Raw genomic sequence first — 14,202 nt, 5'->3', positions numbered from 1 at the left:
TCAGACTATTAGTCTTCGATAAATACACAACCATTGTCTTTAAATTCTTTAATACGAACTAAAGACTCTACACGATAACCTGCATGTTCAAGGCGTTCGCGACCAGGTTGGAAGGATTTTTCGATTGCAATAGCCATACCTACCACTTCATCACCTGCGTCTTCTACCAATTTAGCAAGGCCCATAGCCGCCTCACCAGATGCCAAGAAGTCATCGATGATTAACACTTTTTCACCAGCTGGCAAGAATTTTTTAGAAATAGTAATATCGTAGTTTTCTTCTTTTGTGTAGGAGTACACCACACTATGATATACATCGTCTACCATAAGAATAGATTTTTTCTTACGCGCAAATACTAATGGCACATCAAGTTCAAGCGCAGCCATCAATGCCAATGCAATGCCAGATGCCTCAATAGTAACAATACGTTGTACCCCTGCATCACGGTAACGATCAGCAATTTCTTTACCGATTGCTTTAAACAATTGTGGATCGATTTGATGATTTAAAAAACCATCGACTTTTAGCACGCGATTATTGAGGACAATCCCCTCTTCACGAATGCGTTGTTTTAATAATTCCATGTGCTCTTACCTCCGCAGTATAACTATCTTTAAATTTTAACGTAAATAACCCCTTAGGGTCAACCTATATCAAGTAAAAGCCTTAACAATATGACTAATACAATAACCATCAAAGAGACTTAAAAACTTTCAACTCTGAATTATAAAATTCAACAGGTTTATAACAATATAATATAGCACAGATAAGACTAGTCTAAAATATAAAAAGACACACTTTCTGAAACTTCCCAAAAAGTGTGCCTTATAATTATAAGACCTTATCACGAGTGCTTTCACGATTAATAAGCAAGGATGTGAAGCGCGCAGCCCCTTCAGACTGAGGTACCAAACGAGAACGGACAAGTACAATATCACGGGTCGGCACAGGAATATCTGTATCGATACGCACGATGGAGCCTTCTTGCATCTTTTGTTGCACTACATGGTTAGGCAACATGGAAATTCCCATATTAATTTCTACAAGATCGAGCAATACATCGACGCTACCAAGTTCAAAGCGAGGTTTACGGCATGCGCCATGTGTTACTTCATCAAAGAAGGTACGGCTCGCAGAGCCCTTATGTAATAATAAGATAGGCTCGTTAAGTAAGCGACCTTGATCAAAGAACCCTGCCCCTTTATAGTCAGGGCCACCAACAAATACATCTTGAATTGTAGCCAATGTAGTGACCTCTAATTGAGGATTATCACGCAAGCCTTCATAATCATTAACCACCGCTAACTGAGCCTCTTTATTGAGTACCAACTCTACGCAATTAGGGGATGGACGATTAATGATATGCAATCCGATTTCACTTTCTTGCAATTGCCATTTATGGAAATATGGTAATAAGAAATGGCGACATAATGTATCTGTAGCAGCAAGGTTTAAACTTTCATAAGCTTGGCCAACACGTTCTTGTAATTGAGTCACCCCATTATCAAGGATGGAGAACGCTTTAGCTACCGTATCAAACAATTCTTTACCTTCTGGCGTGAATCCTACAGATTTTGTAGTACGCACGAAAAGAGGCATATTCAGTTCCCCTTCTAATTGTTTAATGCTTTGACTGATGGCGGATTGAGACACACCTAGTTCTTTTGCGGCACGAGAAAAGGATAAATATAAGCCTACCCCTAAAAAGGTTCTATATAAATCTGCAGATACTGCCATTTTATTCACCTCTGTTATATACTAATAGTAACGTCTTACTTTTAACTATACATTTCATTTATTATATTATAACGATGAACTCTCAATATATAATGAATATGTAGAAATCTTCATGAAATCCAGGTCCTATGACCTTCATGAACCTTTCATATTTATTAGTATTTCTAATCTTTTCATAAGTAAGATTATCTTTACTTATAAGTCTAGACCGACTATACTTAATTTGTCAATATCCCCCTAGGGAATTATATACATTACAGGAGGCTACAATGGCTATACAACGATTATTCGTAACAAAACGAGAATCTTTCAACCAAGAAGCACAACGCATGTTACAGACCTTACAACAGGAATTATCTATGCCTGTTACAGGTGTTACCATTTATGAACGATATGATATTGAAAATTTAGATGCCAAGGATTTAGAATCTGCCAAAAATTTAATTTTCTCCGAACCTCCTGTGGATACAGTATTAGAAGAAATTCCAGCTGTACAAGGTTTCGTATTCGCTGTTGAATATGTACCAGGTCAATACGATCAACGCGCCGATAGTGCTGAGCAATGTATTTCTATGCTAACCCTTACTTCTGGCCATATTGTTCACTGTGCCCGTGTATTTGCTATCGAAGGTACTTTCACAAAAGAACAAGAAAATGCCATCAAAGCATACTACATTAACCCTGTTGATTCCCGTGAAGCAAGCCTTGAATTACCTAACACTTTGGCTCTCAATTTAGAGGACCCAAAACCAGTGGCAATTATCGATGGCTTTACGACAATGAGCGATGCTGAGTTAGAAGGACTTATCAAAAACTATGGTCTTGCTATGACATTAGCGGACCTTCAAATAATTAGACAACAATATGCAGAGGTAGAACACCGGGATCCTACGATTACAGAAATTCGCCTCTTCGATACATATTGGTCCGACCACTGCCGTCATACCACATTTATGACAGAGTTAACGGATATCTCTATCGAAGCGAGTCGCTTCACAGGACCTATTGAAGAAGCCCTCGAAGAATACATGGAAGGTCGTGCTGAGCTCTATACAACTAAGAAAAAAGCTCGTTCCCTCATGGACATGGCTACACTAGCCGTAAAAGAATTGCGCCATGCTGGTGGTTTAACAAATCTCGATGAATCCGATGAAATCAATGCATGTACTATCATCGTTCCTGTCGATGTAGACGGAAAGACTGAAGAATGGTTGTTATTATTCAAAAATGAAACCCATAACCACCCTACTGAAATCGAACCATTCGGCGGTGCCGCTACCTGCTTAGGCGGTTGTATCCGCGACCCATTGAGCGGCCGCGCCTATGTATACCAAGCAATGCGCATCACTGGCTCTGGTGATCCACATACGAGTCTTGAAGATACATTAGAAGGTAAATTACCACAGAAGAAAATCACTCAAGAAGCAGCTCGTGGCTATTCATCTTACGGCAATCAAATCGGTCTTGCTACAGGTGAAGTAAAAGAATATTACCATCCTGGCTACGTAGCAAAACGCATGGAAATTGGCGCTGTTATCGGTGCAGCTCCACGTAATCAAGTACGCCGCGAAGTACCAGTTCCAGGCGATGTTGTAGTATTACTTGGTGGTAAAACTGGTCGCGATGGCTGTGGTGGTGCTACTGGCTCCTCTAAAGAACATACCGTAGAATCTCTATCCACATGCGGTGCCGAGGTACAAAAAGGCAACGCCCTTACAGAACGCAAAATTCAACGCCTCTTCCGTCGCGGTGAAGTAACTACCCTTATCAAACGTTGTAATGACTTCGGTGCTGGCGGTGTATCCGTTGCTATCGGTGAATTAACAGATGGCGTAACTATTAACCTTGATTTAGTGCCTAAAAAATACGCTGGCCTTGATGGCACAGAGCTAGCAATCTCTGAATCTCAAGAGCGCATGGCTTGCGTTATCTCCGCTACCGATGTAAATGCATTTAAAGCATATTGCGACGAAGAAAACTTAGAATGTACAGTTGTAGCTGATGTAACTGATACAAATCGTCTAATCATGAACTGGAATGGCGAAACAATTGTAGATATTAGCCGCGACTTCTTAAATACAAATGGTGCAAGCCAACAGCAAGAAGCTATAGTAACAGCTCCAGCGGATCGATCTTACTTCTTACGTGGTTCTTCTAGTGCAGATAACTTTAAAGAAAAATGGCTCGCAGCCGTATCTGATTTAAATACAGCGTCCCAACAGGGCTTAGCAGAACGCTTTGACAGCACTGTGGGTGCTAATACTGTGCTCATGCCATTTGGTGGCAAATTCCAGAAAACACCGACTCAAGGTATGGTAGCAAAGTTACCGGTTCTAAACGGTGAAACTACTACTGCTAGCATCATGACTCACGGCTTTGTACCAGAATTATCTGCTTGGAGCCCATACCATGGCGCCCAATATGCTGTACTATTATCTGTTGCTAAGTTAGTAGCTCTTGGCGGTCGCCGTGAAGATGCATACTTAACATTACAAGAGTACTTTGAACGCCTCAACTCTAAGGAATCCTGGGGTAAACCTGTAGCAGCCCTTCTCGGCGCTTATAAAGCACAAAAAGAACTTGAAATTGGCGCTATTGGTGGCAAAGACTCTATGAGCGGTACATTTATGGACCTTACAGTTCCTCCTACGCTCGTATCCTTTGCGGTTGGCACAGCTCATGTAGATAACATTGTGAGCCAAGATCTTAAAGGCGTAGACCATCGCCTCGTATTCTTCGATGTACCTCGCATGTACGATGACACTCCAGATTGGGATCGTTTCAAAGAAAATTGCGATACCTTGCAAGAACAAATTGAAAAAGGTCGTGTTTACTCTGCTTATGTAGTTGAACAAGGTGGTATTCCTGAAGCTGTCACAAAAATGGCTCTTGGCAACAACATCGGTGTTAAATTCGATAAATATGCTGAACGAGGTATTTTCCAACCTGCTCTTGGTGCATTTATCGTAGAGGTAGATATTAAAGCTGTTAACTATCTCTTAGAGCTACCAGGTTTAAAAGTAATCGGTGTAACACAAGCAAATCCAGTTATTGAATGGGCGGATCAATCCGTATCACTCAAGGAGATCCAAGCAACTTATGAAGCTCCACTCAACGATATATTCCCTATGCATGCTCCAAATGGCTCTGGAGAAGCAGTAGCGTACATCCATGATCAACACGCTAAACCTCGCAGTACATCCTTAGGTGCCAAACCTAAAGTTCTCATTCCCGTATTCCCTGGTACAAACTGCGAATTTGATGCGGCTCGTGCCTTCGAACGAGCTGGGGCCGAAACAGATATTGTAGTAATTCGAAACCAAACACCAGAACAATTAAAAGAATCTATCGACGTAATCAAAGCTAAATTAGCAGAATCTCAAATTCTTATGTTCCCTGGTGGTTTCAGTGCTGGCGACGAACCAGATGGTTCTGGTAAATTTATGGCTACCCTCTTCCGTAATCCATACCTTGCTGAAGGCCTAGAAAATCTCTTGTACAAACAAGATGGCCTTGTACTTGGTATTTGTAACGGATTCCAAGCACTTATCAAATTAGGCTTGTTGCCAGGTGGTCATATTGAAACCTTAACTGCTGACCATTCTACTTTGACGTACAACACCATTGGTCGTCACTTGTCTCGTATGGTTAACACTAAAGTTATTTCTACAAAATCTCCTTGGATGAGCGATGCTAAAGCAGGCGAAATCTACACTGTACCTATCTCTCACGGTGAAGGTCGCTTCATCGCATCCCCTCAACAAGTATTGGAATTCAATAAAACTGGTCAAATTGCTACACAATATGTAGACTTTGATGGTATTGCATCTATGGATAGCCGCTTCAACCCTAACCAATCTGCAGCTGCTATTGAAGGTATTTATAGTCCTGATGGTCGCGTATTTGGTAAAATGGCACACTCCGAACGCTGTGGCACAGGAATTAGCAAAAATATTCCTGGTCAATTAGAGATGCCAATCTTTACATCTGGTGTAAAATACTTTAAATAATTTATGACTATTCTTTCAGGTGAAAGCCTACTCCTTGGGGTAGGCTTTTCAATATTGATTTTTTTCGAAAATATTAGTATTATAAGTTGATGATATATTTACGAACATGAGAATTCGTGTAAACCTATACATAACAAATGTGAGTTAAGAAAGGATTTTATTATGCATTGTGCTCAGAAAATGACCCATAATATCTACTGGATTGGTAGTAATGACTGGACTACAGAACGTTTTGAAAACTTATTCCCTATTCCAAATGGTGTTAGCTATAACAGCTATTTCATCGATGATGAAAAAACTTGTGTTGTAGACTCTGTTGATGCAGAAATTCGCGAAGAATACTTTGACAACTTGACTCATCTTTTGAATGGTCGCGACCTTGATTACATCATTGTAAACCATATGGAACCAGATCATTGCCAAACATTGTTAGACACATTGGAACGCTATCCAAACTGTAAAATGGTTGGTAATGCTACAACATTCCGCATGTTTGAACAATTCTACAATACTCCAAAACCTGACCAATATTACACAGTTAAAGAGGGCGATGAAATTTGCCTAGGTAAACATACTCTTGTTTCCTACACTATGCCTATGGTTCACTGGCCAGAAGTAACTTGTACTTATGAAAAATCTACAGGCACATTGTTCTCTGCAGATGCTTTCGGTACATTTGGTACAGTTAACGGTAACATCTTTGCGGACCAAACTGATTACGTTGCTACCTACGAAGATGAAGCTCGTCGTTACTACACAAATATAGTTGGTAAATACGGTCCTCAAGTACAAAATGCGATTCGTAAAGTTTCTGGTCTTGACATCAAACGCATTGCTCCACTACATGGTCCTATCTGGCGTACACCTGAAACTATCGATTATATCTTGCGCAAATACTTGCACTGGTCCAGCTACACAGCTTGTAAAAAAGGTGTTGTTATTGCCTTCGGTTCTATGTACGGTAACACTCGTGCTATTGCACAACAATTGGCAAAACAATTGTCTAAACGCGGCGTAACAGATATTAAAATCTATGATGTTTCCAAAACTAACGCTTCCTACATTATCGCTGATGCTTGGAAATACACTAACTTGGTAACAATTGCACCTACATACAATTTGAACCTATACCTTACTATGGAAAACTTCATTCATGAATTAAAAGCACTTAACTTCCAAAACCATAAGGTATCCATCATTGGTAACCACTCTTGGGCATCTGCTGCAATGAAAACAATGGTTGCTCACTTTGAAAACGACTTCAAAGACATTGAAATCATATCCGAACCACTTGATATCAAATCCTCTTTAAAACCAGAAGATCTTCCAAAAATCGAAAAAATGGCAGACGATATCAAAGCATCCATCGATGCAGCTGAAATTAAAGAAGTATTATAATTGAATAGAAAAAGCTAGAGGCTCGTAGACAAGAAAATCTATGAGCCTCTAGCTTTTTTTCTATTTAATTATTTTATAATTGTCCCATTGGTGAAATCGATACCCTACGCCCCATACGGTATCTATATATTGTTCACCATTATATTTCTTATCCACCTTTATACGCAATCGATTCACGTGAACCATAACCGTAGATGTTTCACCAAAAGAATCTGCCTCCCACAGCCTTTCATAAATCTCTTCTTTAGTAAATACACGGCTTGGATGTGTAGCTAAAAGGACTAGAATCTCGTATTCTCTTGGTGTTAAAGGTACAACCTCATCATGAAGTAGTACCATACGGGATGCCAAATTAATTTCAAGGTGCCCTGCTGTAATCTTAGGTTCTTCAACTTTCACAGGAGATGCAGTAGAGGCTAGTATTCTTTCAAAACGTTGAATGTGAGATTTTACACGTGCTACAAGTTCTACAGGGCTAAAAGGTTTGGTTAAATAATCATCTGCTCCTATTCCTAACCCTCTAATTTTATCAATATCTTCACGTTTAGCACTAACCATTAGAATCGGTACTTCCTTCTTCATACGGATATCTTTACATATGGAGAATCCATCCTTTTTAGGAAGCATTATATCTAGGATAATACAGCTATAATCATTTTGTATGGCTTTTTCTACCCCCGTCACGCCATCAGTGGCAATCTCGACTTCAAACCCTTCAATCTCTAAATAATCCCTTTCCAACTCGGAAATTCCTTTATCATCTTCTATGATCAAGATTTTTTTCATGCTTCCTCCAACTCTGTCATAATTGGAAATTCCATAATAATCGATAGACCGGAACCATTCAAACCCTTTTCGGCCCAAATTTCTCCATCCATATCCATTACAATTTGTTTTACAATGGCAAGACCTATCCCATTCCCGTTAGCCACTTCACTACGGGCCTCATCGGTGCGGAAAAATATGTCAAATAGTTGATTTAATGATGCTTCTGGTACACCTATTCCATTATCGGTAATGGTAAGGCGAACCCTATGATTCTGATAGACAGTGCTAACATTAATCTTAAGTGGATCTGTACTCCTATATTTCCAACTATTGGAAAATATATTATCCAGTATTCGTACAAATTGTTTTACATCAGTTCTAACAAGTTGGTCAGATTCACCATAAGACTCTACCAGTATAATCCCTTTATCTTCAAAATCTCCTTTATGTCTTTCTATATATTCAGAAATAACTTGATTCAAACTAACTGGTCTATAATCATACACAATCTGCCCAAGCTCAAGCTTTGAAAAATCAGACAGCATAGATACTAATTTCTCAATATTACCAGCCATAATATATATCATTTGTACATAATGAGTTTGCTTTTCTGGAGTTCGTGCAACACCATCTAAAATACCACTTGCATAGCCCTTAACAGATGTAAGCGGTGTTGCAATATCATGGCAAATGCCTGCAATCATTTGCCTCCGTTTCTCTTCATACTCTTCACGCAATTGCTTTTCTCTGGCTAAGGATCTTTGCATATTATTAAAAGCCTCACAAGTTTCTCCTAACTCATCATGATAGGTCACTTTAATAAGACTAGGTGTAACCCCTTTCTTAATATCTATAGCAGCCCTTTGAAGATATTGTAAAGGTAATAAAATTTGCTTAGACAAGCGATTGGCAATATAAATACCACCAAATACAGCCGATGCCACTACTAAAGCAAGAGCTAGTCCAAATAGAAACTCTACCAGTACCTTCTCATCTGTTTCATGTCCCATCGATTTTGCCATAAAGGGGATGTGTCCCGCTCCAATGACCAACATACCGTCACCATAACGATTAACATATGTCAATCGATCACCATCCCATTCATAGTATCTACTATCATTATCTGTAATCAATCCTATTTTCTTGAAAGTAGACACTATATGCTCACCATCACTGTCAGGTGTCATATATAGTACCGTATCATCTTTCATAATAACAACATCAACGCCTTGCGCTTCTATAACAGATGTATTATTACGTAAGCTAAACACAGTCGTGTCTTTAGATAATAACTTTTTATTTATTTGTTCTAGTTCGAATTGAAGGATTTGAGATTGTATCGTACTAGGTGCTAACATCATCCAAAAGCGCTGCTCTATAGGGTTAGAAAACCGCAACAAACTCCAAATACCACCAACCAGTAGGAATAGTGTAATAAGTGGTATCACTAGCATTAATAAATTACTGAGCAATAATTTATATTGTACCTTTAGGTTTTGAAACCATGTATTCATAAAAACCTCCTTTAATAGCTCCATTATAAGCATAAAAATAACATTATCCTATATCATCTGTACACCTTTCTAATATTGTTATAAGGTCGTAAGATTTTCGTAAGATTTCTCCGATATGATGTATGCATTAAGAAAACCATACTCAACATTAGGAGGAATTATGAACTACGAATTGTTTCAAGTCATTAATAATCTAGCAGGTATAAGCCCAATTTTAGATCAATTCATGATTTATATAGTAAAATTTAGTGCACCAATCATGGCTATACTAGTAGCGACCCTATTAGGGCTTGGCCTTTATACAAAAGATAAAGAGCTTACTATGAATAGCATACATACAATCTTACTATTAGGAATTACGCTTGCTATACATCAAGTAATCGGTTTTTTCTATGTAGAGCCACGACCATTCGTATCTCATACAGTTAATCTCTTGCTAGTACACAGTGCAGATCCAAGTTTTCCAAGTACACATGCTATGGGAATGAGCGCTATAGCTCTATCTCTATTTGCTGTATATAAAAGATTAGGCTCCATTTTAATTGCCCTAACACTTCTTACAGGATTTGCCAAAATATTTGTAGGGCATCATTATCCTATAGATATTATCGGTGGTTTTATTATTACCTATGTGTTATTTCTTTTATATAATAAGTTACTCAAACAAAGAATTACACCATATATCAGTAATTTAAAACATATGCAAAGACACCTTAGCACTATATTTAAACGATCCAGCGTTCTCATTATAGAGTCTCAACGCCCCTTAACTAAGCGTTTCACAAAATAATTTATTTTTCAGACTAATAAGGACTAATAAATATGCCACAAATTTGTAGTAGATGGATCCATGCTAAATACTTTCATATAACAATAATCCTAATAATCTCAGGAATACTATATCTTCTAGGAAATGCGGGCCTTGCCATTACGGATCCTGTAGAGTCCAATTATGCTTTAACAGCAAAGGAAATGTTATTAAATCAAAACTATTTTTCTCCTCAGATTTTTAACCACTATTGGTATGATAAACCTATCTTTTATTATGTAGAGCTTATCATAAGTTACAAACTATTCGGCATTTCTAATTTCGGAGCACGCTTTTTCTCCGCTCTATTAGGAGTGGTGAATATTGGATTGCTCTATAGCTTTGTACATCAGATACGAGGAAAAAAGACGGCTGTTATCGCCGCTATTCTATATGCTACCTGTGCGGAATTCTGGATTATCTCCAAAGCTGTCATTACCGATATGACGCTAGTATTATTCATCAATATTACCTTGATGAGTTTTTATATTGGGTACCGAAAGCATATGTTACATCAAAAATATGCTACGTACTATTATATAGCTTATATAGGGGCCGCTCTAGCAGTATTAACAAAAGGTCCTATTGGATTTTTATTGCCAGGACTCATCATCCTCATATATTTAGCTGTATCACATAATCTCAAAGAATTATTATATCTAAAAATACCACTAGGCTTATTACTACTTACTTTCATAGGTGGGAGTTGGTATATCTATATGTATACAATGCATGGTAGTGATTTCATCAATGTATTTTTGGGAGTCCATAACTGGTTACGTGCTACTGTGTCAGAACATCCCCAATTCAATGTATGGTATTACTACATTATTGTAACACTCATCGCCCTATTCCCATGGTCTTTTATTATATCCTATAAGCTTTATACACAAAGAAAGCGCTTACATAAACACAATCATATAACCCCCTTCACCATCTTTTTAGGTATATGGGCCTTAACTGTACTTATATTTTTTACTTGTATGGCTACTAAGTATACAACATATACCTTCCCAGCTCTTGCACCTATGACAATACTTATAGCGATACTATGTAAACCACATTATCGTTTCATTCGGAAAGCAGCAATATTAACTGTAATGTTATATGGTATATTAACCTATACAGTAGCGATGCCACTAATGAATCATGCATCGTCTGTTATTACCAGTCAATACATCCTCAATACTATTTCCGATAATGCAATGATTATCAGTGCGCGTCATGATTATCGTGTATCAACTACGTACTATAGCAATCACACAATTTATAAATTGGAAGCAACCCGAGACGATTCTATAAATCCTATGAGTTTATCATGGGATGCAAAAAAAATCATGCCCTTAGCTTATGCTAACGAATTACCTTCCAATACCGCCATCTATTTATTAACAGATTCTGATCAGTTTCCTAATAGTCTAAATAAATCAGAATGGACATGTATTGAAAGCAATGCAGAGGTAGATATCTATAAACACAATAAATAGCTATCGAAAATACTATACTCCATCAAAAATTTTCTTGACATCTAAACTCCTATCTAATATACTATACAAGTACCTGTTACACAACAGAATACATGGAGAGGTGTCCGAGCGGCTGAAGGAGCATGATTGGAAATCATGTGTGCGGTTATCCCGTACCCAGGGTTCAAATCCCTGTCTCTCCGCCATAGTAAAAGCAGTGCTTATGCACTGCTTTTTTATTTCTCTAAAGAGAGGCAATACTTATCTCCTCTTTTATACTTTCAAAATAATATATTATCTTATATCTTATATCTTATATTTTATATCTTATGTCTCATATCTTAACTCTATATAACAAAAGGCTATTCGAAGATACTTCGAATAGCCTTTTATAGTCTCACTTATTTATGAATTTTCTTTGCAATATCACCGATGATTTCAGGTGTTGTTCTACAGCAGCCACCTATAATATTAGCACCAGCCGCGCGCCATGCATCTACGTAATCAACAAAAGATCCAGGGTCACCATACCAAGTTTTAGTTTCACTATCATAGCTTTCACCAAGATTTGGATATACAGCAATTGGTTTATCGGTAACTGTACGAATATCCTTAACTAGGGACTCTACATATTCTGGCTTGGTGCAATTGATACCAAGGCCAGTTATAGGACGAACCTTATCGATCATTTCCGCACATTTAATGATGGTTTCCCCACTAGAGACATGATGTTCATCCTTACAAGAGAAGGCAATCCAGCCAGGAATCCCCCTTGATGTATATGGATCAGACATGGCTCGAGCAATAGCAATGGCCTCATCATAAGATGGTATCGTCTCAAAGGATAATATATCTGGATTCTCTTCCGCAAACAATGCTAACCGAGGGATATGGAATACCTCAAGGTATTCTGTTTGTACATCAGGATATCCACGGTATTCGGATCCGTCAGCCAAGAAGGCCCCATAAGGACCTACAGAGGCTGCTACCAATGGTTTCGGTAATGCACCTTCGGAAAAGTACTTAACGCCATCTGCTGTTTCTTCTCCCAGCTTAATACCTCTAAGTGTAAGCGCCCCACTCGCTTTGGCTTCCACGAACTCATTACGAGCTTGTACTGCTAGACGAACAGATAGCTTAACGAGTTCTATGGCCTCTTCCGTACCAAGCCCTAATCCTTTAAAACCTGCTACAGTTGCTTGATAGCCAGAGCTTTGAATAATGTCTGCTCCAGCCGCTAGGTAGGAAATATGTATTTTCTTGATGATATCCGGTTGATCCATAAGAACCTTGGCAGACCACAACTTATGTTGAAGATCACAGCCATAACGTTCTAATTCTGACCCTAACCCACCATCTAAAACGAGGGCGCCCTTCTGTTTAATTATATCTAAAAATGCTCTTCGTTTAGCCATCATATCACCCATTCTATACTTTACCTCTTACAACTTGAGGCTTACCAAGCGTATTATATCAAATAATATGCTTGGGTACTATCTACAAACTATTTTAACACCTCTGCTGGTGGCTCCTTACCAAACCATTTTTTATAAATCTCAGCATATTTGCCATTTGCTTTAATCTTAGCTAGGCCATCGTTAATTTTATTGAGAAGCTCTGTATTACCTTTTTTCACAGCAATACCAAGTGGTGCCGCATCATAGTCTTCTCCAGTGACTTTTGCAATACCTTTCCCCTTCCCATTAACATAATATTCGTTTACCGGCGTATCGTTAATAACTACATCGACGCCTTTATTTTGTAGTTCTAAAAAGGCATCAACGATGATATTGAACTGGCGCACATCAGCATTAGGAATCTTGCTAGCAATTTCAGCCCCCGTAGAACCAATAGATACACCGATACGCTTGCCTTCTAGATCCTTAAAGCTATTAATATTTGTGTTATCTATATTAACAACGAGCCCATTACCTGCAATATAGTATGGTTTACTGAAATCTACAGATTTTGCTCGTTCTTCAGAAATGGTCATATCTGAAATAGCAATGTCGATAGTATTACTTTGCAATGCAGGCAACAGTGCATCAAAGTTCAAGTTTTGAATATCCGCTTCGATGCCCTCTTCTTTTGCAATGGCATTGATAATATCGATATCAAAACCTGCTAACTGACCACTATCTTTATCTTTAAAACCAAAAGGTGCATAGGTCGCATCAGTACCAACGCGCCATACCTTTTGACTACTATTTGTATTTCCACAGCCCGCAATAAATAGACTGCTAGCAATTGTAAAAGCTCCCAAAAGAGCTGCAATTTTCTTAAATTTCATAATTGCCCCTACTTAACCCTGTTTACTTAGAAACAGGAGTTCTCTTCAATCAACTATTATATCTATACTTACATTATATGAACATAATAAAAATAATACCTCTAGAGGTATTATAGTATTATGATAACATTCGATATAGTTAAGGTCAATTAATCCGACTATATTAATAGGTATTATATTAATATAGTTTTAAGTTATACCGAAGAAATTA

Annotated in this window: 10 protein-coding genes and 1 tRNA gene; 5 read left to right on the top strand and 6 right to left on the bottom strand. The window is 38.1% G+C overall.

Annotated features, from left to right (window positions below):
* Positions 1-8: 8 nt before the first annotated feature.
* Entirely contained in the window at positions 9-584 is a 576-nt protein-coding gene (locus VCHSUH04_RS02890; RefSeq protein ID WP_105085269.1) for a xanthine phosphoribosyltransferase, read from the bottom strand.
* Positions 585-831: 247 nt separating this feature from the next.
* The gene (locus VCHSUH04_RS02885) at positions 832-1,737 is read right to left on the bottom strand and encodes a LysR family transcriptional regulator (protein ID WP_105085268.1); all 906 of its coding nucleotides are present in this window, start codon (positions 1,735-1,737) and stop codon (positions 832-834) included.
* Positions 1,738-2,006: 269 nt separating this feature from the next.
* On the opposite strand from VCHSUH04_RS02885, the gene VCHSUH04_RS02880 reads away from it, so the two are divergent.
* The gene (locus VCHSUH04_RS02880; protein ID WP_105085267.1) at positions 2,007-5,747 is read left to right on the top strand and encodes a phosphoribosylformylglycinamidine synthase; all 3,741 of its coding nucleotides are present in this window, start codon (positions 2,007-2,009) and stop codon (positions 5,745-5,747) included.
* A 162-nt stretch (positions 5,748-5,909) separates the two neighbouring features.
* Complete coding sequence (locus tag VCHSUH04_RS02875; protein WP_105085266.1) at positions 5,910-7,145, top strand: FprA family A-type flavoprotein; 1,236 nt, start codon at positions 5,910-5,912, stop codon at positions 7,143-7,145.
* A 60-nt stretch (positions 7,146-7,205) separates the two neighbouring features.
* Here the strand turns inward: VCHSUH04_RS02875 and VCHSUH04_RS02870 are convergent, their stop codons facing one another.
* A complete protein-coding gene (locus VCHSUH04_RS02870; RefSeq protein ID WP_105085265.1) occupies positions 7,206-7,931 on the bottom strand; it encodes a response regulator transcription factor in 726 nt (241 codons plus the stop codon).
* Complete coding sequence (locus VCHSUH04_RS02865; protein ID WP_105085264.1) at positions 7,928-9,427, bottom strand: HAMP domain-containing sensor histidine kinase; 1,500 nt, start codon at positions 9,425-9,427, stop codon at positions 7,928-7,930. The genes VCHSUH04_RS02870 and VCHSUH04_RS02865 overlap by 4 nt, the downstream gene beginning before the upstream one ends.
* Positions 9,428-9,587: 160 nt before the next feature.
* Here VCHSUH04_RS02865 and VCHSUH04_RS02860 point away from each other — a divergent pair, with 160 nt between their 5' ends.
* The 3 genes from VCHSUH04_RS02860 (at position 9,588) to VCHSUH04_RS02850 (ending at position 11,907) form a co-directional block, all read left to right on the top strand.
* Positions 9,588-10,217 (top strand): phosphatase PAP2 family protein, encoded by a 630-nt coding sequence (locus VCHSUH04_RS02860; RefSeq protein ID WP_105085263.1) that lies wholly within the window; start codon positions 9,588-9,590, stop codon positions 10,215-10,217.
* Positions 10,218-10,249: 32 nt separating this feature from the next.
* Entirely contained in the window at positions 10,250-11,722 is a 1,473-nt protein-coding gene (locus tag VCHSUH04_RS02855) for a glycosyltransferase family 39 protein (protein ID WP_105085262.1), read from the top strand.
* Between the two features lie 94 nt (positions 11,723-11,816).
* Positions 11,817-11,907 (top strand) — tRNA-Ser (locus tag VCHSUH04_RS02850).
* Positions 11,908-12,102: 195 nt separating this feature from the next.
* Here the strand turns inward: VCHSUH04_RS02850 and mmuM are convergent.
* Positions 12,103-13,128, bottom strand: a complete 1,026-nt coding sequence (gene mmuM / locus VCHSUH04_RS02845; protein ID WP_105085261.1) for a homocysteine S-methyltransferase — start codon at positions 13,126-13,128, stop codon at positions 12,103-12,105.
* Positions 13,129-13,205: 77 nt separating this feature from the next.
* A complete protein-coding gene (locus VCHSUH04_RS02840) occupies positions 13,206-13,991 on the bottom strand; it encodes a basic amino acid ABC transporter substrate-binding protein (RefSeq protein WP_105085260.1) in 786 nt (261 codons plus the stop codon).
* Positions 13,992-14,202: the final 211 nt, after the last annotated feature.

This window comes from Veillonella sp. T14073-2 (genome assembly GCF_002959875.1).
GTDB lineage: Bacteria > Bacillota > Negativicutes > Veillonellales > Veillonellaceae > Veillonella > Veillonella infantium.
This window is presented reverse-complemented; position numbering and strand designations above follow the sequence as displayed.